Raw genomic sequence first — 20,360 nt, 5'->3', positions numbered from 1 at the left:
GATCGCCAGGCTCCGTACGCTTCCTCTTTGCCGAAAAGCCCTTACAAGCTGCAGGTACCAGGGCCACCGATGCCGCCCATGGGGTCCACGCACTTGTTGCTCACGCAGTCAGCGTTCGTCTGACACTGTCTGCCAGCGGCGCACTTCGGGCAGGTCGGCCCGCCGCAGTCGACATCCGTCTCCTGGCCGTTCTTGATACCGTCCATGCACGACGGGGGCGCCGGGGGCGGCCGTGGCGCCACAACATCGAATGGATGGTTCCCGACAAACACTGTGGCCGTGACGGTATTGGTCGCTGTCGCGATGATCGACACGGAGTGGTCGCCCTCATTTGTCACCCACGCGCTCCCGCCATCCGGCGTCATGGCGATCCTGTTCGGGAAAGCGCCGACCGGCACGGTGGCGACCACCGTCTGCGTGGCCGTATCGATCACGGAAACGGACCTGTCGTGCGTGTTGGCGACGTACGCGTGTTTGCCGTCTGGCGTGATCGTGATACTCACCGGGCTCATGCCCACCTGAACCGTGGCGACCACGGTACTACTGGCCGTGTCGATGACTGACACGGTGTTCGTGCCGCTGTTGGCAACATAGGCCCGCACCCCGTCCGGCGTGACGGCAATGCTGACCGGAAATGGCCCGACCACGATCGTGCCCACAACCGCATCGGTGGTCCTGTCGATGACAGATACCGTGTCGGAACGGGAGTTGGCTACATAAGCGCGTTGTGGCACGGGTTGTGCGGCCGCCTCTTCTGCGGTCGAAAGCACGAATAGCAGCATCAAGGCAGCCAGGACGCGAACGACAGCGCTGAGTTTGAAAACGGTTGGCATGGTGATCCTCCCTGACACGCCACGAACAAAAACGATACACAACAGAAAAAGCGATAGCCACGCAGTGAAGGCGCCTATCGCGCGCTGTCGTCCGGCGCGGGACGCTCTCATCACGTCTTTCTGCTTCCTAAGACCAAACCAGCATCTGCCGCCGGTGAATGAAAGAGGCCAGACACTGGCTCCGTGTCTGGCGGCCGTCAGGCGCAATATTCGTGCCGCGCGCCATACCTGTGCCGCTCCCCGTTTTCGAGTCATCCTGTGGGAAGCGATTTCGTTCACAAGTGCTTCAGGAACGAAGCAGAACGCCGACCGCGCCCACACATTGACGCGTGCCGTTGAGCGCGATGCCACGCCAGGCAGGCGAGATGCGGTATGTTTCATGCCATTGAGTTCAACGCACACGACGATGTTGGTACGAACAACGACGCATGACAGGAAGGCCGGCGCCCCGTGGCGGCGCATCGGACTGGCATTGGCGGGCGCCTTGCTGCTGGGCGATGCCATCGCGCTGATGCTGACGGGGCTGTTCAATTTTGGCGTGGCGCTGCCCGGCGCGATCGGCGCTGCATGCCTTGCGCTGTCATGGTACTGGGAAGCCGTGGCGCAATGGCGTTCAGCCAGCGCACAGCGCCGATGGTTCTGGCGGGCAGGGTGGACGGCATTCGCGGTATGGCTGGCGACGGTGGCGGTGTTCTTCTACTTCATCCACCGCGGCATTGCAGAATCCGCGCCGAAGGCAGCGGCGACAAGGGCCATCATCATCCTTGGCTCCGGTACGCCGCACTGCGTTGCCTCGCCGACGCTGGTGGCCCGGCTGGATGCAGGCATGGCGCTGGCGCGGCAATGGCCTGCGGCGTGGGTGGTGGTGAGTGGCGGGCGGGACTTCTTACGGGAATGCCGCGAGGCGGACATCATGGCGGATTACCTGACCGCGCACGGCCTGTCGCGCAACCGCCTGATCCGGGAGGATCTAAGTACCAGCACGGAGGAAAACCTGCGCTTCAGCCGCCGGTTGCTGGAGCAACGGGGCGTGAGCGCTGGAGACCCGCTGGTACTGGTGACCAGTGACTTTCATCTGATGCGGGCGAAACGGATTGCGCGGAAGGCGGGTTTTCAGCTGGTGTCTGACGCGCCGGCTGCGACTCCGCTTTACTTGCGCTACAACGCCTGGTTGCGGGAGTATTTTGCGTTTATTAGCGGGTGGGTATTGCGTGAGTTCTGAGCCGCTCGGCTTGGGGAAATCCGGCGCTGAGCAGGCAACGGCCGGCACCGCCGTGAACAGCAGCGCCCCGCAGCAGACAATGTCAACAGGCCTACAGGATAGCGAACGGCAGACGAGGGCTAACGTATTGGTGTAAGCAACGCAGGCGCCCCAAACCCAGCCAGCCTCGCGTTGCTTCGCTCAAAAAACCCCTCCCAGAACGTTCTAAGGGCTTCAATGCTCTGTGGCGAACGATACGAGGCAGCAGCGCTCCGCGCCCCCTTCGGTTCCGGAACAATCCCGGCGCCCATCACATAGACGGAAGCTCCACCAAAGTCAGCACGCACATTCGCCTTCTCGACCTTGCGCAACTCTTGCGCGGCGTCGATCTGCCGCATGCGTTCCTGGCTGTAGAAACTGGAGATCGAAGAGTTCTCCAGCATGTCCGACACGATCAGCACCGTCTTCTTCTGCGCTGCTGTGTCTCGTACCGCCTGCGATACTGCAGCAACGCTTGCCAATACATCGGAGCGCGCCAACGCTTCGCTCGTGCCCTGCAGGGCTTCCCGCACCGAATCTGCCACCAGCTTCGTGCCATACGCATATTGCGACTTCAGGCATGCATCGAAGTTCTTCAGCGTCTTGACCGCCGTGGCATCGCGCACCGCCTGGTCGACCAGCGGTGCCTCCAGCATTCCGGCCGCGAGCTGCTGCAGGTAGCGGCCTTGTGCATAGGCCGAAAAGCTGTAAACGCGGAACGTTGTGCCCGGCCGCAGCAAGCCCTGCAGATGCCGGCCCAGTTCCGCAACCAGCTTGTCGTCCAGCACCGTGGTCTGGTCGATCATCAGGAACAGTGCGCGCTGCGCAGCTGCTGGCGAGCCGAGCTGATTGGCAGCGTAGCAGCTGGGCATTTCCGGTGCGGCAAGCGCGGGGCCGCAGAGCATTGTGGTGGCCAGCGCCAGCCACGCTGCGCAGCGCCTGCCGAAACCCGAGGCTCGCCGGTCTGACGCAGGCCAGCCGGCAGGCGTACTTGTCATGTCAGAGCAGGGCTTCCAGGCGCGCACGTTCGGCCTCCTTGTTTTGGTCTTCCTCGGCCTTGCGGGCTTGTTCGGCGGCAAGCCTGGCTGCTTCCTGCGCTGCCTTGCGCTCGGCAAGCTGCGCGGTGACGTCATTGCGCACGCTCTCCGGAAGGCTCTGCAGCAGTGCAACAGCATCGGCCTTCCGGCCGGCAGCCGTCATGGCATCGATGCGCGCAAGCACGCTCGCGGTATCGGTCGCAGGCAGGCTCTCCGCAGCCGTCGCGATGTCTGCGTGAGAGACATTGCGGGCGGCCGCTGCGCGCGTGCGCGACTCCTTCGCCTCAATCAGGTAGTCGTCAAAGGTGTGTTCCAGCCGGAGCCCGTCATTGGCCCGCCGCTCGCTCATCTTTTGCTGCAGGGTCTGCAGCTTCGACTGTGCCACCTGCATCAGCGGCGTAAAGAAGGCCAGGTAGTCGTCATAGGTAGAGAACCCACGCGTACCGCGATAGGCAGCCTTGCTTTCCTTCCCGGCGAACCCCCACTTGTAGCCCCCGGCAATACCGACAAGCTGCGTGATCGCAAAGATGAACGCGAGCATCAGGAATGCCGCGAGGCCTTCATCGGCATAGGCGGCGTGGCCATCGGCCTTGGCCTTGTCGTCTGCCTTCTGCTGCTCCTGGATAAGCTCCGCTGGCAGCGCCTGGCCAAGCTTGTCAAACGGATTGCCGGCACTTGGCCCTTCCGCAACCAGAGCGGTTTGCGCAGTTCGCTCGGCCTCCAGGTGCTTGACGCGCATCACTGTCGAAACGATCGACACAAACACGATAATGACCGCCGCCACCCCTACCATGAAATAGCTGCGGCTGGTTCCGACACGATTCACGCATTGCTTGTACTCGGGCTCAACGTCATCCTTGTCTTGCGAGTCGTTCAGCTTGATGTTGTGGCTGGCAAACTTGCCCGGCTGCCCCTCGCCGCGCCACTCCGAGTCCGCCTTGGCGATCAGATTGCTGCGATACAACTGATGCCCGGCACTGTGCATCACGAACACGAAGATGACACACAGCACGAACACGATTGCCCACATCAGCAACTGGCGCGCGTTTTCGCTGCCGCCTTCGCCTGCCATCCACGTGCCAAGCATGTATGAGAAGCCCAGGCCTTCGGCCAGCACCAGGACGCAAAGCAGACCCATCATCCATCCTGGCGTCGGCGAGCGTCCGAGGTCGTGCGCCTTGGACAGATAGGTCAGACGCTTGTTGAACTCTTCCTCAGTGGTGAAGTGAATGAACTGCTTGTAGGCGTCGCACAGCGTGCGCTCGGACAGCGTCCAGGACTTGTCTTTGGCAAAGCGCGTGGTGTCGCGGGACAGCCGTGCGATCTTGCCGATCAACGGCAGGCTGTACCAAAGGTTCATCAATGCAAAGTCGATCCGAAACTTGTTGCCGAAATACACGATCAGCAACACGGCAAGCGCGAGCGCAGAGTTCAGCGCCGCAAGGTTCTCGTTGATCCAGTGACTCATCGTCTTATTCTTTATCGTTGTTGATCAGATCTTGCCGCCCGCCGCCATGCGCGGGCTGAATGCAGCAGAGTAGCTATTGCCGTCCTTGTCGTAACGCAGCCACGACCCGCGCGCCTGGTCCGGCGAGGCGTGCGGGATCACGATGTCGAGACATTGCAGCGGCGCCTTGTTGACGAAGACGCGGTAGAGCAGGCCCTTGTCGCCACGATAGGTGTTCACCTGTGCCTCGGTGCGCAGGTCAGCGACCTGCCTGGCATCGTGGTAGTCGCGATAAACAAGTACTTCAGGGCGGCGTGCCGGCGCACCGCCATCACGCAACACCGCTACGCCCTTCAGTGCAACGAGATGACCGTTGACGGTATCGGTCCAGATTGTGTTGTACAGGCCAGGCATGTAATCGGCAGTCCGATACGCTTTGTCGTCGCTTAGCGATTTCACGGCACGCGCCTCACGTGGGCGGTCCTGGTCGCACCGGGCCAGCGGCGTGTCCGCCACAGCGGACGAGATCAAAGCAAAGCCGCCGGGCCGATCAAGCTTGCCGAGGTCTGGCACCATCGCGCTGCGTCCCGAAGGCGTGCCACCGAAGTCGATCGATGGGGCGCTTGCGGTACGTGTCTGCATCACGGAGCTTTGCTTCTGTGCCGGGGCAGGCGAGGCAGAAGCGGAGGCAGATATGGCTGGTCGTTCGCCGGCCGGCACCTTCACAGCATCGCTACGCTCGTCGCCTTGGCGCGGTGACTTTGTGGAAGCGGTACGCGCAGACGGTTGAGTCTGGCCCCGGTCACCGGCACGGGCGGTTGTTGCCGATTTCGTCCGCGTGGCGCCGGTCGCCTCACGACTCTCCCTGCCGGGTTGCGGCTGATCAGCGGCAGACTCGCGATAGAACGCCACGTTGGGCCGGCGAGCGGCGAGGTACTTTGCAAAGGCCGCTTCGTCGGTCACATCGACGATCTCGACTCGACGATTCTTCGCCCTCCCCGCCTCGTCGCGGTTGTCCGCCAGGGGCATCGTTTCACCCGCGCCCTGATAGTAGAGCTGCGACTCCGCGACACCCGCATCGCGGAATAGTGCAGCAACGGCACGCGCGCGCTGCTCCGACAGATCAGCGTTCAGCCTGGAACTGCCTGTATCGTCGGTATGCCCGATCAGCAGGATGCGCCGCGACTTCAGTGCCTCAACAGCCTGCCGTTCTTGAGGCGTGGACTGCGGGCCGAGCGTCCTTGCCTGCGCCGCATATGCGTACTGCTGAGCGATCTCCGTGAAGGCGACGCGGGCCTCCGGCGCCAACACGCTGGATCCGGAAGCAAACTGGGAACTGCCGCCAGTGCCAGCGTCTCGTACCGACACGGACATGCCGAGGCCGCCCTGTTCGCGGTCGCGTGTTGCAGGCGCCAACGCACTGCCGTCCGCGGCGATGTCGACCACAGTGACATCCAACCCGTGCTTCTTTGCAATGCGCGACAGCTCGCAACGGCGGCGGTCCATGTCCGCACCGATCAGCCCGCCAAGCGCCGCACCCACACCCGCGCCGAGCAGCGTGCCGACCTTCTTGTTGCTCGAGACGACATTGCCCAGGACCGCGCCGGCGATGACACCCGCTGCGATCCCGATATTGCGGGCATTGTTCGAGCAAGGATCGTCACTGGCGAACGTCTCCTTCAGGTACCCACCTGGTGCCGTGGCGCATCCGGTGACCATCGAACATGCAACCGCAAGGCTGGTCCATCGCCACACGCCGCTTGTAGCAGGCCTCGCTGCATTCCGTATTGCGCGGCGTGACCCGCCGACCGTTGTCTTATTCTCTTTGTTCATCGACCTTTGTTTCCTGAAGCGCCTAGCCATATCCACCGACAGGCGCCATGGCACGCCACACCAGTATCGGCAGCGACTGCGGAAACTTGAGGAGCGAATCCACCCGCGAACGCATCGAGTGCGTTATCAGCGAACATGGGAAGGGCGGTGACCCGGCCGTCGATGGTAGTGATCGGCACGGCATGTGCCAACCCTCCGCGGACCATGCTTCGGAGGGGTTGGGATGAATTCAATGCGGAGCCTATAGGGGATCCGATTTCCGGGCTTACTCGATGCAGGCACGGCTTCGTTCTACTTGGTGACGTATGCGGTGGCCTGCGGTTTCATTCGAACGAGATCAGCCACTCATAGACCGTGATCACCGCCATGGTGAGAAGTGGTGCAACACATCGCCAACGAAGCCTTCTCGGCGCGTGGCGCAACCAGATTCCCATCATCGCAAGGCAAAGGTGAGGTTGTGGTCGTGTGAAACGCCCCCCATAAACCGCGCACACAGTTGCTCGGAAAATTCGACCCCATTTTCAGATTCGCCCGATGTCATTTCGGGGAGCAGCCCGCTATCTTCAGCGTAGCTTAGGCGCAGAGCAGCCTCTTGCAAGCCCATAGCGCTTGCACGCCCTCCTCGACACCAAAGACATGAACAAGAATATCTATCGCCTGGTTTTCAGCGCCGAACGCGGCATGCTGGTGGCCGTACAGGAAAGTGCCGAAGGAGGCGGCAAGGGGCGCCATGGTAGTGCGAAGCGTCAGGACGGCGGCACGGCGTTCGCGCCGGTATTGTGGCTGACGGTGCTGGCAGCATCGATGATGGGCATTCCCGTGGTGCTGGACCAAACAGCCCGCGCACAAACCCTGCCAATCCAGGTGGACAAGAACGCGGCGGGTGCCCGCCCTTATGTCGGCACAGCGGCAAATGGCACGCCCGTCGTAAACATCGCACCGCCCCAGCGCAACGGTGGCACGAGCGTCAATAGCTTCATCCAGTACAACGTCGGGCCGTCCGGTGTCGTGATCAACAATTCGGGCGGCAGCAGCCAGACGCAAATCGCGGGTTGGGTACAGGGAAACCAGCAGCTCGGCAACAACTATGCCGGTACCATCGTGCAGCAAGTCACGACACCCAATCCCTCGCAACTGCTCGGCATGCAGGAAATCGCCGGCAACCGTGCCGCGCTGGTGGTGGCCAATCCGGCGGGGATCACATGCTCGGGTTGCGGCACCATCAACGCCGACCGCTTCACGCTTTCGACGGGCCGCGCACTGTACGGTCCGGACGGCAGCCTCGCGGGCTTCGACGTGAGCCAGGGCAATATGGCCATTGGCGGTCAAGGACTATCCAGCCCACAGGCTCAGGTGGACCTGCTGGCGCGCTCGATATCGGTCAACGCCGACATCTGGGCCAGATACCTGAACGCCATCGCGGGCGCCAACCAGGTCGATTACCAGAACCTGAACGCCACGCCGCAGGCTGGGGCCGGCCCAAGGCCGCAATTTGCGCTAGATGCTTCTGCGCTGGGCTCAATGTTCTCCGGGGCTGTCCGCCTCGTTGGCACCGAGAAAGGCGTTGGCTTCAACCTGGGCGGCAATATCGCCGCCAGCACCGGCGACATCACCGTGGACACCAATGGTGATGTACGCATTTTGCCCAGCGCCCGACTGCAGGCACAGGGGGGAGCGACCGTCTTCGGCAGCAACATTGACAACGCCGGCACCATCACCGCGCGTGGCGCGGTGAACGTCACCTCACCGGGGCAGCTCAGCAACACCGGCACCATGGCGGCGGGCACCGACCTGCAAGCTATGGCCGACAGCATGACGAACCATGGCACCATCGGTGCCGGAGTAGATGCCAACGCGAATGTGACCGGCGCGGGCACCGCCATCCTCGCTGCGCGCACCACCCTCCAGTCAGATGGCAACATCGTGAGCGGTGCGGATGCAAACCTGTCGGCGCCGAACCTGAAGTTGTCCAATGGCAGCATCATCGCGCACGGCACCGCCAACCTGTCCGCCTCGGGCGACATCCAGCACCAGAACGCCCGGCTGGAAGGCAACGCCGTGCAGGTGCAGGCTGGCGGCACGCTGGACAACCGCAACGGCAGCATCGTGGCAGGCACCGGCGGCACCACGCTGCAGGCCGCCACCATACTGAACCATGCCGGCACGACAACCAGTGGCGGCAACCTCGCCATCAATGCCGCGCAATCCGTGGACAACACCGGCGGCACCATCGCGGGCACTGGCGCCACCACCGTGGCGGCGGCCAGCGTCGTGAACCGTGGCGGCACGCTTGGCTCCGCACAGGACAGCGTGACCGTTCAGGGCACGCTCGATAACACCGGTGGCAAGACGCTGGCCACGGACGAGCTGCGCGTGTCGGGGGGTCCCATCACCAACGACCAGGGCCAGATGGCCGGCCAGAATGTGTCGCTGAATGCAGGCAGCCAGGCGCTCTCCAACGCGGGTGGCACCATCCAGGGCGGCACAGGCGCTACCACGCTGACGGCGGCCAGTGTGGACAACGCAGCCGGGTCGATCACCAGCACCGGCACGCTGGCCATGCAAACGCCCGGCGCCGTCAACAACCAGGGCGGTACGCTGGCGGCCAACGGCGCGACCACTGTGTCGGCCAGCCAGATCAGCAACCAGGGCGGTGTCCTGGGATCGGCACAGGCGAGCCTCGCCGCCACAGCGCCGCTGGATAACACTGGCGGCAAGACGCTGGCGGCCACTGACATGACGCTCACCGGCGGGCTGATTACCAACACCAATGGCCAGATCTCGGCGGGCCACAGCCTGACGCTCGACACCGCCACCCAGGCACTGGTCAATACGGCCGGTGTGATCTCCGCCACCGACCTCAACGCCAGCACGGGCGCCTTCGACAACCAGGGCGGCGTGGTGCAGGCGACCGGCGCCGTGGCGGTCGATACCCACGAGCAGACCTACGACAACAGCCAAGGCGGTCTGACGGTAGCTAACGGCGCCGTGACCCTCGACACCGACGCCCTGAACAACGCGGGCGGCGCCGTTTCCGGCAGGCAGGCTGTCACGCTGACGGCCTCCACTGTGGATAACACCGCCGGCAAAATTCGTGGGGGCGGCCCACTCGGCGTCACCGCCGACAGCCTGACCAACGCTGGCGGGCAACTGGCCTCCAAGGGCCACGCGACACTGCGGATTGCCAACACGCTGGACAACACCGCGGGCTTCACCCATTCCGGCGGCACGCTCGATGTGCAGGCCGGCACGGTCATCAACCGCAACACGCTGGGCGGTACGGACACGAACCCGCTCGGCATGGAGGGCAGCACGGTCCAGGTGGCCGCCAACGCCATCGACAACACCCAGGGCGTGCTGCAGGCGGATTCGGCGCTGACCGCCGCGGCGGCGACGCTGGACAACACCCAGGGCCAGATGACGTCGGGTGGCACGGCGCAGCTCAGTGTCGGAGCGACCACCAACACGCAGGGCCTGCTGTCGGCTAACCAGGCGCTCGGCGTCACCGGTACGAGTCTCACCGGTGACGGCACGGTGCAGTCGCAGGGCGACGTGAACCTGAAGCTCGCCAGCGACTTCAATAACACGGGCACCGTGACAGCGGGCCGGAACGCGACGCTCGACACCACGGGTGACGTGAACAACGCCGGCAGCATCAGCGCGGGTCAGGCACTGGACGTGCATGGCCGCAACCTCAGCAACTCTGGCGAGTTGTACGGCCAGGGCTCCAACCACCTGCGTGCGGATCAGGCCATCTACAACAACGGCCTGATCGACGGCGGTGCTGTGCGCATCGATGCCGGGACCACGGTTACCAACGTGGACCGTATCTATGGCGATTCGGTCTCTGTCGGCGCGGGCCAGCAAATCCTTAATGACGCGAATCCGGCCACCGGCAACGGTGGCGTGATCGCCTCGCGCTCGGGTGACGTGAACCTCGGGGCGCCCGATATTGTCAACCGCGAGCATGCGCTGATCTATACGTCGCAGGACCTGAACGTGGGCGGCACGCTGGACGCCGACGGCCGCGCGACCGGTCAGGCCAATTCGTTCACCAATGACTCGGCCACTATCGATGTGACACGCAATGCCAACATCAACGCGGCCAACATCCAGAACCAGAACAGTCACTTTGCGACGACGGTGACCGACACCGGCACGGTCAGCCAACTCACGTACCGCCTCAAAGGTTCTACAAGCGATATCGACCCCACGACGGCAATTATCTTCGACTACAGGTTGGGATCAACCGATTACTACCACCCCGGCACCGACCTGGGCTGGCTCTATCGGGACGGCAATGAGCGGGGTGCGCCACGCTGGCTGGTACTGCCCTCGGATCAGTATCCGTTCTCGACGTTTGGCCCGCCTTTTGACTGGTCACGCCGCATCGACGGTACGCCTGGCCCCATCCTGTACTGGGGCAGCAACGTCGGCACTATGCTGGAGGGGGACAACGTTTTCACGCCTCTGGATCAATGGTCTCCAGTTGGTCTCGCCTTTGCCCAGTACACGCAGCAAGATAACCTTGGCACCGTCCTGGCGGTGACCAACGAGCGGTTCTACTATCAGCCCGGTGACGCCATCTGGGACAAGTTCGGCGTGCCGCGCCCAAGCTCGGCCCCCCCTCCGTTCCAGGGTCCCTGTGCGCAGGATGCGCCGGCATCGTGCCAGGTCGACTACCAGACCTACCAGGCATGGCACGACGCCAATTTTTCGAAGCACCTGGCGCTCAACGACAAGATCAAGGCCTTCAACCAGGACTTCCACGCGCGCTCGGTCTCGGACTTCTACAGCGTCAATGAGCATACCCGTACCCGCGATGAGACCGTGGCCAGCACCGATCCAGCGCGCATCCTTGTAGGCGGCAATGCGGCCCTGAATGGCGTGGTCGTGAACGACAAGAGCCAGATCCTGGTCGGTGGCACCCTGACCGTCCAGGCGCGCGTGGACAATCGCGGCTACACCGGCACCCGGATTGAAACCGTGACAGGTTCGCAGGACTGGAACTACGTCAACTACGGCGTCAATAATCCCGACCGGCGAATGACATCCGGGGCACTGCCGCCGGTGAACATTAACCTGCCCCTGGTCCTGGCGACCGGCTCCACGCTGGATCACCAGGTCATCACGGGCACCGGCACGACCGTGGCGGGGAAGACCGATGTGGGGCCAATCGCCAATGCCCCGACGATGCTCCAGGTCTCGCTGGACGCCGGTGGTGCGGCCTCCGGTCCACAGTTGAGCGCCAATGGCCCGGGCTCCAGTCTGGGTGGCGCCGTCATTCGCGCTGTCACCCCCTCTCTGGCCGTGCCGCGCAACGCGCTCTTCACGGTCAACACGCAACCGGATGCGCGCTACCTGATCGAGACGGACCCGCGCTTCACCGACCAGCGCCAGTGGCTGTCGAGCGATTACATCCTGAAGCAGCTCGGCCAGGACCCGGACAACGTGCTCAAGCGCCTGGGCGACGGCTTCTACGAGGCGCGTCTGGCGGCCGACGCGGTGATGCTCGGCACCGGCCAGCGCTTCGTCGGCAACTACACCGACAACGAGCAGCAGTACATCGGCCTGATGAAGTCAGGCGTCACCTTCGCCCAGCAGTTCCACCTGAACGTGGGCACCGAACTGACAGCGGAGCAGATGGCGGCGCTGACCAGCGATATCGTCTGGCTGGTCAGGAAGACCGTCACACTGCCGGATGGCACAACGCAGGACGTGCTGGTGCCGCAGGTCTACCTGATGACCCGTGTCGGTGACCTGACGGGCGACGGCACGCTGATCGCGGCCAACAACACCGTCATCCGGACCACCGGCGACGTGAAGAACACCGGCACGATTGCCAGCCGCAATCTGACGCTGATCGATGCCGGCAACATCGTCAACGAGCGGGGCACGCTTTCCGCCGGCACCATGGTGCTCAATGCCAGCCAGGATATCGACAACCTGGCCGGCACCATCAGCGCGGGCAAGCTGTCGGCCAGCGCGGGCGGCGATATCAACCTCACCACGACGACGGCCACCGGCAGCAACCAGAGCGGCCAGGCCGCTGCGAGCCACACGGTGGTGAGCGGCGTCTCGACGCTCAACGTGGACAGCGCCACGCTCATGGCGGGGCGGGACATCAACGCACAGGCCGCCAGCATCGCCGCGACGGGCGACCTGGGCATGGGCGCCGGGCGCAACCTCAATCTCGACACGGTGCAGGTGGGTGACCGCCGGGATTCCGTGGCCGATGCGCGCAACAGCACCAGCACCGCGCGCAGCGCGGACATCGGCACGCAGATCTCCGGCCAGAACGTGACGCTCGTCGCCGGTCAGGACGTGAACGCCAGGGCGGCCTACGTCAACGCGGACAGTGCACTGGACGTGAGCGCCGGGCGCGATATCAACGTGACGGCGGGCCAATCCAGCGTGTCCATCCGGGACCAGCAGGGCAGGACGAGCGGTGGGTTCCTGTCCAAGTCCTCCACGCATACGATTGATGCCGCAAGCCAGACGGATGCCATTGGCAGCACCTTCTCCGGCGACTCGGTGACTATGAACGCCGGCCGGGACCTGACCGTCGCGGGGAGTACCGTGGCGGGCACGCACGACGTGAACCTGTCGGCCAAGCGCAACCTGGACATCACGACCACTGAGACGCAATCGTCCGCCTACAGCTTCAAGGAAGAGAAGAAATCCGGCTTCGGCGCGACGGGCGGCGGGATTTCGTATGGCAAGCGCGACCAGAAGGACACCACGCACGACAACGGCACGCAGCAGGTGGGCAGCCTGGTCGGCTCGACCGACGGCAGCGTGCACCTGAACGCTGGCAGTACCCTCACCATCAAGGGCAGCGATCTCATCGCAAGGCAGGACATCACCGGCAAGGGCGCCGACGTGAACATCGAGGCGGCGCAAAACCTGCAGCACCACGATGAGGCCCATGAACTTAAGCAAAGCGGTTTCACGCTGGGCGTGTCGGGTGGCGCCCTCGGCGCCGCCATGAACGCCGGGAACAAGATCAGCTCCGCCAGCAAGAGCCAGGACGGGCGCGCCTCGGCACTGTGGGGCATCGCAGCGGGCCGCGACCTGTATGAAGCCGGCAGCGCGCTGGGCGATGCGGGTGGTACTTCTGGCGCGGCAGGTGCTGACGGCGCCAAGGGCGCGGGCCAAGGTGTCGCAGCCGGCGTCAGCCTGTCCTGGGGCACCAGCCAGAGCAAGCAGACGCTGACGCAGGACTCGACCAGCCACAGAGGCTCGCGCGTGTCGGCGGGAAGCACCGCCGCCTTCCAGGCCACGGGCGTGGATGCGGATGGCAATCAGACCGCTGGCAAGCTGAACCTCGTCGGCTCGGATATCGACGCCAGGAAGGTGGCGCTGCAGGCCAAAAATGATGTGAACATCGTGTCGGCCACGAACACCGACGAGAGCCACAGCACCAATGCGTCCAAGAGCGCCAGCGTTGGTGTCTCGTACAGCTTCGGTCAGGGCATGGCGGGCATTGGCGTCTCGGCATCGGCGTCCAAGGCCAATGGCAATTCGGACAGCACAGGTACCTCACAATCCGACAGCCACGTGCGTGGCAGTGACTCCGTGACCATCGTTTCGGAGAACGACTCCAATATCCTGGGGGGCACGGTCAGGGGCGGCAAGGTCAGCATGGACGTGGGCGGCAACCTGAACCTCGCCAGCCGCCAGGATACGGAGGCAATGCACGCCAGGCAGCAGAGCGCGAGTGGCGGCGTCAGCATCAGCCAGGGCGGCGGGTCGGCCAGCCTGTCTGCCATGCAGGGCAAGGCCAACGGCAGCTATGCCAACGTCAGCGAGCAATCAGGCATCCAGGCCGGCCAGGACGGCTTCGACATCAACGTCAAGGGCAACACCGACCTGAAGGGCGCGGTGATCGCCAGCGATGCGACGAAGGACAAGAACCGTCTGACGACCGGCACGCTCACCTACAGCGACCTCCAGAACCACTCCGACTACAGCGCCACCTCTGTTGGCGTTTCCGTGGGCACCGGCGGCGGGCTGGGCGGGTTCACGCCGATGATTCCGCAGCACGAGAGCCACAGCCAGAACGGCGCGGCACAGTCGGCCATTGCGGACGGCACCATCACGATCAAGGATCAGGCCAGCCAGACGCGGGACCTGGCGGGACTGAAGCGTGACACGGCCGCCACCAACAGCCAGGTCGGCAACAATCCGGACCTGAAGAACGTGCTGGACAAGCAGGCCGACATGATGGCAGCTGCGCAGGCGGCCGGTGCGGCCATCGCCAAGACTGTGGGGGATATCGCGGACAGCCGCCTGAAAGATGCGCAAGGCCGATTTGCGGATGCTGAGAAGGCATACCAGAAGGATGCGAGCCCAGAGAACAAGGCCGCGATGGATGCAGCGCAGGCTGACATCGCTGGCTGGAAAGAGGGCGGTGGCTATCGCGCTGAACTGCACGCCGCAGGCGGAGCGATGGTCGCCGGCCTTGGTGGGGGCAGCGCGCTGGCCGGGGCGGCCGGCGCGGGGCTCTCGTCGCTCGCAACGCCCAAGCTGGGCGACTTGAAGCAAGCAGTCGCCGATGGCCTCAATACCGGCAACGACAAGGCAAATGCTGCACTGGGTAATCTGGTGGCCAACGTCGTCGCGGGCGGCATCGGCGCTGCCGTGGGGGGTGGCTCCGGTGCTGCCATGGCGGCAAATGTCGACGCCTACAACCGGCAACTCCATCCTGAAGAGAAGGCAAAGATTCTGGCTCAAGCGAATGGAGACAAGGCCGAAGAGGAGCGTTTGACGCGTGCGGCCTGTTTCGAGGTGAAGTGCTGGGCTGAATACCCGGTTGGTAGCGACGCCTACAACAAGAACTACGTCAGCGCGGTCGAGGCATCGCAGCTCGGCCCGGAGCTGGATTGGATTCATCGGCAACAGCAAGCCAATCTGTTCGTGTATACCCCCGCACAAAAAATAGGAGATGCAGTCAAGAGCGATCCGCTGGGTGTAGCGAAGGATGCGGCGAAGGTTGTCCTTGGCGGGGTGACCGCCAAGACCGGTGCTGGAATCTGCGCCACAAGTGGGGCGGGTTGCGTCGCTGGTGGCCCGATGATTGCCTTTGGCCTGAGCGATATGGCTGAAGGCGCGGACGGTTTGTACAATCGCTATGCTGGCATAGCATCGCCCGGCGTCAATCCTCTACGATGGGCTGCCAACCAGATCTCACCGACTTGGGGGAATACACTGTATGACGGTGCTAACCTCGCGACGGCCATGGTTGCGCTTACAGTGCCGGTTCCACTGAAAGTCGGCATTGCTGATGGCATGAATCGGCCCGGATCTATATTCGATGTAACCGTTCCGCGCTTTGATAATCAGACTCTAAATCCCATTACCAAGCTGCCGCTACCGTATGGTACAACCCAGGGCATATTGCTGTACGGGGTCGGCTCGAAGGGAGTGACAGTTTTAAACGATCTCCAAAGGTAGAGGAAAAAAAATGAACTGGCGAAGATTGTTGGCAGCTCTGCAAATTTGCGTGGTAGTGGGCGGGGCCGCGATTGTTGGCGCAACCTTCTGGGGGATGCTATTTGCAGCTGCTGCGCAGAAGTTACTCGGGCTAGATGAGATGCAAAGCATGCTGTTTGTTTTCGTACCGTCGGCGAGCCTTATTGCTATCTATTTGCTCCGCTCTCTGCCAGCTCCGTTGCGCAAAGCGGGAATGTTGAGTGATTCTCCTAAGGCATTTGGCTCATGGCGAAAGTAGGATGAGATGTAGACCGCTTCAACAGGCAGCTGCATCCGTATGAGAGGAAGCGGGCGAAGGACAACGCAAAAGGCGTTCGCCGAATTTTATGAGGATAAGACGGGAAAATCGCTTACGGTTGATCAGGCCGAGAAGGAGAAGAAGTGAGTTCCTCCCATGAGCACAGGAAGACTTATAAGCGCCTACTGCTGTGATATCTCGGCGTGGCAATTATTGTCCTCGTGGCCTTGACATTCTCGTTGGCTCAAGGCGCCGGCTGGAAACCAATCATTGCTGGCTCCCCTGTTTATCTAACTTTCTTCGTCGCTGTGACTTATCGCTTCATCAAGGATATCCGCTCGGAGAAGCGGAGAGAGCGCGGTGAGCCAGAGCCCCCAAAAAAGAGAGGTCCATGGGAAGATGAATAGTAGGCCGCTTCAACCGGCAGTTGCATCCGGATGAAAGGCAAAGGGCGCGGCGCAATGCGAAGGACTGTCTGGGCAGGGTGTCGGTGGCAAGGTGATTGCGGGCGCGTACAACGCGGGACTGGCTGGAACAGTGGCCTTTGGGGCCTCATCCATATTCAGTCCGACTCAAAATCCCAGTTTAGCGACTGGAATCGCCGCGTCCGGGGCAACATTCGGAACTGTGATATCTAACACCATGCCCGGTCCGGCTGGGTCCGCAATGAGTCAGCTCATTCAAGTGATGTCCGGCCCTGCCCAAACTGCAATTGAAATCTATGGAAAGCCGAAACACTAGGGAAGGTAGGAAGCCCATCTGGAGACGAGCTGCGGTTGCATACCTTGCTCTTCTTGGGTTGCCAGGTGTGATACTCGCGTTCTCATATGCAAAGGGAGCGGGTTGGAAACCAGTGTTGGCTGGAATGCCTGTGATTCTGATTATTTTTGCAAGTATTACGTACCAGCTAATCAACGAGCTGCGGGCCGCAAGTCGCGGCGATGGAAAACTGAAGCGAGAGGTTTCTCGGGAGGAGGACTGACCGCTTCGACAGGCAGTTGCACCCGGATGAGAAAGCCTTAGCCCGGAAAATGGCGGCCGACAGTAATGGCAAGTACACGGCCGAGCAGATTGAGGCGCAGATGCGTCTGTCGAATCGGCTGGATATGAATGGGAAGGTGCTGGAGTATGGCACACCCGATCAAATCAATGCGGCGACCACGAAGCCCACAGATTCCCTTGTCAGCACGGTTGCCGGTGTAATCGCCGGAGGTTTTAAGCAGTTGGCCAGACCAGATGTCGGGCAGTATTTTGGCGAAGGCGCTATAGGCACGGCCGGCTATTTTCTTGGTGAGCGTTATCCCATGGCCGGACCTGCCATCAATGAATTGAGGGAGCCCACTGGCACCATGGACAATATCAAGGCCTGGATAAACAAGGGTTGGAACATGGTAACGACGTCTGGCAAATGACATGAAGATAATAACGGATGGAAATCTCACGACCTCAGTGCGTGGTCTGTTTATTCTCATCGGTGCTGCGGTTGGAGTGGCAGGATTTGCCGTGGAATGGCTTCCCAGGTGGATGAGCATCGTGATGGTTCTGGGTGGGCCACGCAACGCGGGATCCGCCAAAACCAAGTCGATGGTCCGGACGCGCTTTCACCGGCTGCTGCCAAACCCTCCACAGGACCCGAAATGACAGCTTCAGGCCATGAATTGATCGAGGCTAACTTGCTCTTCATTTTGAGCGAGATGGTCAGTCAACCAGAGGTAGCCGCCTACTACCCCACGACGACATTGTCGTATGAGGAGCAAATGGCCCAAATACGTGAGTTCATTGAAATGGCCGGGGAGTATGGGCTTGCTTATGAATATATCGTCTGTGCGCTTGAATCATTCCCGTTCAAGATTTCGGGAGCTGCCGGTGTCAAGCTGCTAGAAGTTGGCTTACTGATGCGCTTTAAATCTGAGCTTCATTCCGACCAGAGATTTGACCGCCGTTTATAAACTCAACACCGCATGCCACCGAATTGCAAGAGCGCGCGCCTTAACACGCACGGTGCCTCCCCTTTCGTCCCGTTCCTCCTGTCACTGCCCTCTCTGGCCGTTGCGCAGGCCCTGCCGCTCTTCCCGAACATCACACCCAACGACGCCATCGAACAGCGCCAGGAGCAACAGCAGGAGGCCGCCAAACAACGCGCCATGGCGCGCCCGGACGTACTGTCACCGGCTGCCAGCGAACCGGCCACAGGTCCACTGATCCTGCCCACCGAGTCGCCGTGCTTTCCAATCAAGGCCGTGGCGTGGGGCGATGCACAGGCGTTCGGCTGGCTGACCCGAGAGGCCGAAATCCTGGTCGGTCAGTGCACCGGGGCCAAGGGGCTGCAGGCGATCCGCGACTACTTCAGTGCTCGGCTGGTGGCCGAGGGCTTTGTGACCACGCGCGTGCTGATCCCTGCCCAGAATCTGGGTACAGGTCTGCTTCGCCTGCAAATCGTGGCCGGCCGCATCAATGCGGTGAAGTCAGAAGGCACCGCCGGCTGGTGGCGTACGGCCTTGCCGACCGGTCCAGGCGGCCTGGTGAACCAGCGCGACCTGGACCAGAGCATGGAGAACATCCGCCGCCTGCAGGGCCAGGCCGATGCGACCATTGACCTGGTGCCGGGCGACAATCCCGGCGAAGCCGATTTGGTAGTCAAGTCCGGCACCGGCAAGCGCTGGCACGGCCTCATTACGGCGGACAACGCTGGACTTCAGAACACTGGCAAGTACCAGATGGGCGGCACGCTGACGGTAGATTCGCCGCTGTTCCTGTATGACAGCCTGACCATCTCCGGCAACACCAATGCCAACTATGGTAACGGCGCGGCAGGCACGCGCTCGTCGGCCATCAACTACAGCATCCCGTTCGGCTACTGGAACGCATTCTTCAACGCCAACCAGTCCCGTTACAAGCAGACCGTGGCAGGCTTCGATGGCGACATCGCCTATGGTGGGCGGAATACGCAGATTGAGGCCGGGATCGGCTATGTGCCGTTCCGCAACGCCTCGGGCAAGACCAGCCTGTACAGCAAGCTCTTCCGCAAATCAGCCAGCAGCAGCATCGACGGGCTGGACCTGGCGGTGCAACACCGCGATTTCGTTGGTTTCGAGTTGGGTGCCTCGCACCGCCAGTATTTTGGTGCTGCCGTCTTCGACATGGGCGCGGCCTGGCGCCAGTCCCTGCCAGACCACTCCAAGGCCGCGGGCTTCGTGCCGGGCGATCCGAACTGGGACGGCAAGTCGGAGATCCTGCAGGGCAACCTGGGGCTGATGGCGCCCTTCCAGGTCGGCGGTCAGCGTCTGCGCTACCAGGGCAGCGTGCGCATGCAGTACGCGCCCACCCGCATCCTGCCCTCGGACTACTTCGTGATCGGCAACCGCTACTCAGTGCGGGGCTTCGATGAACAACTAACTCTGGCCGCCGAGAACGGCGTCACGATGCGCAATGATTTCGCCTGGCAGATCGGCAATACGGGCCAGGAGGCGTTCGTCGGCTTTGACATGGGCCATGTCAGCGGCCCGTCTGCGGCCTTCCTGGTCGGGCAGACGCTGATGGGCGCAGTGATCGGCGCGCGCGGGCGCTGGCGTCTGGGCAACGTGGTGGCGCTGTCTTACGAGGTCACCCTTGGCGCGCCGGTCAAGAAGCCGGACAACTTCCGGACACACCAGACCAACATTGCCGCACAGGTGGGGCTGGAATTCTAGGACAACCATGCAAACTACCATTTCGGCCTGGCGCAGGCCGTACCTCGGCCTGGCTGCCGTGCTGTTGGCCATCAGTGGCTGCGCCCCCACGTATCCCCTCTATGAGCCTTCGGAGCAGTCCCCCAGCAAGTCCGTGGAGGTGACGTTCCGGAGCGTCCACGAGCGCGGCATGGCACTGCTGGTGTCCGAGGATCTGGACGAATGCGATCCCGCCAAGGTCTTCCGGGTGACGCGTGATGAGCGAAGCTATATCCCGCCCGGCGAACAGCCCGTGGTCAGGGTGTCGCGCGGCAAACCGATCCGCATCCATATGAGCTGGGTTTCCGCTCCGGCGGTGGATGGCAGCCAGGCCATGTGCTCGGTGAACATGGTCTACACCTTCACGGGGCAACAGGCAGTGGTCGATTTCGTCAACGCCGGCCGCCGGGGTTGCGCCACCGCCGTGACGCAGGACGGCGCTCCGTTGCAGGGCAAGGTGTTCTACCGCAATTCCGCTTGCAGCCGTCCCGTGCAGACTGTGCGGCCCTAGTTGTGGGCACGGCATCCCT

General features: G+C 62.8%; 11 protein-coding genes. 7 read left to right on the top strand and 4 right to left on the bottom strand.

The window, feature by feature from the left end; translation table 11 throughout:
- Positions 1 to 41: 41 nt before the first annotated feature.
- A complete protein-coding gene (locus ACREYQ_RS00220) occupies positions 42 to 833 on the bottom strand; it encodes a YncE family protein (RefSeq protein ID WP_432258821.1) in 792 nt (263 codons plus the stop codon).
- On the opposite strand from ACREYQ_RS00220, the gene ACREYQ_RS00215 reads away from it, so the two are divergent.
- Positions 832 to 2,055, top strand: a complete 1,224-nt coding sequence (locus ACREYQ_RS00215) for a YdcF family protein (RefSeq protein ID WP_432258820.1) — start codon at positions 832 to 834, stop codon at positions 2,053 to 2,055. The genes ACREYQ_RS00220 and ACREYQ_RS00215 overlap by 2 nt on opposite strands.
- Positions 2,056 to 2,174: 119 nt before the next feature.
- On the opposite strand, the gene ACREYQ_RS00210 is transcribed toward ACREYQ_RS00215, so the two are convergent.
- From ACREYQ_RS00210 to ACREYQ_RS00200, 3 genes are read right to left on the bottom strand one after another with little or no spacing between them, the layout of a single operon-like run.
- Positions 2,175 to 3,098 carry a hypothetical protein gene (locus tag ACREYQ_RS00210; RefSeq protein ID WP_432258819.1) on the bottom strand — a complete coding sequence of 308 codons (924 nt, stop codon included), beginning with the start codon at positions 3,096 to 3,098 and terminating at the stop codon, positions 2,175 to 2,177.
- A complete protein-coding gene (locus tag ACREYQ_RS00205) occupies positions 3,073 to 4,578 on the bottom strand; it encodes a hypothetical protein (protein ID WP_432258818.1) in 1,506 nt (501 codons plus the stop codon). The genes ACREYQ_RS00210 and ACREYQ_RS00205 overlap by 26 nt, the downstream gene beginning before the upstream one ends.
- Before the next feature lie 24 nt (positions 4,579 to 4,602).
- Positions 4,603 to 6,276 carry an OmpA family protein gene (locus tag ACREYQ_RS00200; protein WP_432258817.1) on the bottom strand — a complete coding sequence of 558 codons (1,674 nt, stop codon included), beginning with the start codon at positions 6,274 to 6,276 and terminating at the stop codon, positions 4,603 to 4,605.
- Between the two features lie 723 nt (positions 6,277 to 6,999).
- On the opposite strand from ACREYQ_RS00200, the gene ACREYQ_RS00195 reads away from it, so the two are divergent.
- From ACREYQ_RS00195 to ACREYQ_RS00170, 6 genes are all read left to right on the top strand, one after another.
- Positions 7,000 to 15,846 (top strand): hemagglutinin repeat-containing protein, encoded by an 8,847-nt coding sequence (locus ACREYQ_RS00195; protein ID WP_432258816.1) that lies wholly within the window; start codon positions 7,000 to 7,002, stop codon positions 15,844 to 15,846.
- 10 nt (positions 15,847 to 15,856) lie between these two features.
- Complete coding sequence (locus ACREYQ_RS00190) at positions 15,857 to 16,123, top strand: hypothetical protein (RefSeq protein WP_432258815.1); 267 nt, start codon at positions 15,857 to 15,859, stop codon at positions 16,121 to 16,123.
- Positions 16,124 to 17,121: 998 nt separating this feature from the next.
- On the top strand, positions 17,122 to 17,535 hold the full coding sequence (locus ACREYQ_RS00185) for a hypothetical protein (protein WP_432258814.1): 414 nt from the start codon (positions 17,122 to 17,124) through the stop codon (positions 17,533 to 17,535).
- A 96-nt stretch (positions 17,536 to 17,631) separates the two neighbouring features.
- A complete protein-coding gene (locus tag ACREYQ_RS00180) occupies positions 17,632 to 18,072 on the top strand; it encodes a hypothetical protein (protein WP_432258813.1) in 441 nt (146 codons plus the stop codon).
- Between the two features lie 12 nt (positions 18,073 to 18,084).
- The gene (locus ACREYQ_RS00175; RefSeq protein WP_432258812.1) at positions 18,085 to 19,812 is read left to right on the top strand and encodes a ShlB/FhaC/HecB family hemolysin secretion/activation protein; all 1,728 of its coding nucleotides are present in this window, start codon (positions 18,085 to 18,087) and stop codon (positions 19,810 to 19,812) included.
- 7 nt (positions 19,813 to 19,819) lie between these two features.
- On the top strand, positions 19,820 to 20,341 hold the full coding sequence (locus ACREYQ_RS00170) for a hypothetical protein (RefSeq protein WP_432258811.1): 522 nt from the start codon (positions 19,820 to 19,822) through the stop codon (positions 20,339 to 20,341).
- Positions 20,342 to 20,360 lie beyond the last annotated feature (19 nt).

This window comes from Cupriavidus sp. TMH.W2 (genome assembly GCF_050847365.1).
Taxonomy (GTDB): domain Bacteria; phylum Pseudomonadota; class Gammaproteobacteria; order Burkholderiales; family Burkholderiaceae; genus Cupriavidus.
This window is presented reverse-complemented; position numbering and strand designations above follow the sequence as displayed.

Coding starts and splice junctions, on each gene's coding strand:
- ACREYQ_RS00175 (WP_432258812.1), top strand. CDS start 18,085: ATGCCACCGAATTGCAAGAGCGCGCGCCTTAACACGCACGGTGCCTCC.
- ACREYQ_RS00200 (WP_432258817.1), bottom strand. CDS start 6,276: ATGGTCACCGGATGCGCCACGGCACCAGGTGGGTACCTGAAGGAGACG.
- ACREYQ_RS00180 (WP_432258813.1), top strand. CDS start 17,632: ATGGCTTCCCAGGTGGATGAGCATCGTGATGGTTCTGGGTGGGCCACG.
- ACREYQ_RS00170 (WP_432258811.1), top strand. CDS start 19,820: ATGCAAACTACCATTTCGGCCTGGCGCAGGCCGTACCTCGGCCTGGCT.
- ACREYQ_RS00205 (WP_432258818.1), bottom strand. CDS start 4,578: ATGAGTCACTGGATCAACGAGAACCTTGCGGCGCTGAACTCTGCGCTC.
- ACREYQ_RS00215 (WP_432258820.1), top strand. CDS start 832: ATGGTGATCCTCCCTGACACGCCACGAACAAAAACGATACACAACAGA.
- ACREYQ_RS00220 (WP_432258821.1), bottom strand. CDS start 833: ATGCCAACCGTTTTCAAACTCAGCGCTGTCGTTCGCGTCCTGGCTGCC.
- ACREYQ_RS00190 (WP_432258815.1), top strand. CDS start 15,857: ATGAACTGGCGAAGATTGTTGGCAGCTCTGCAAATTTGCGTGGTAGTG.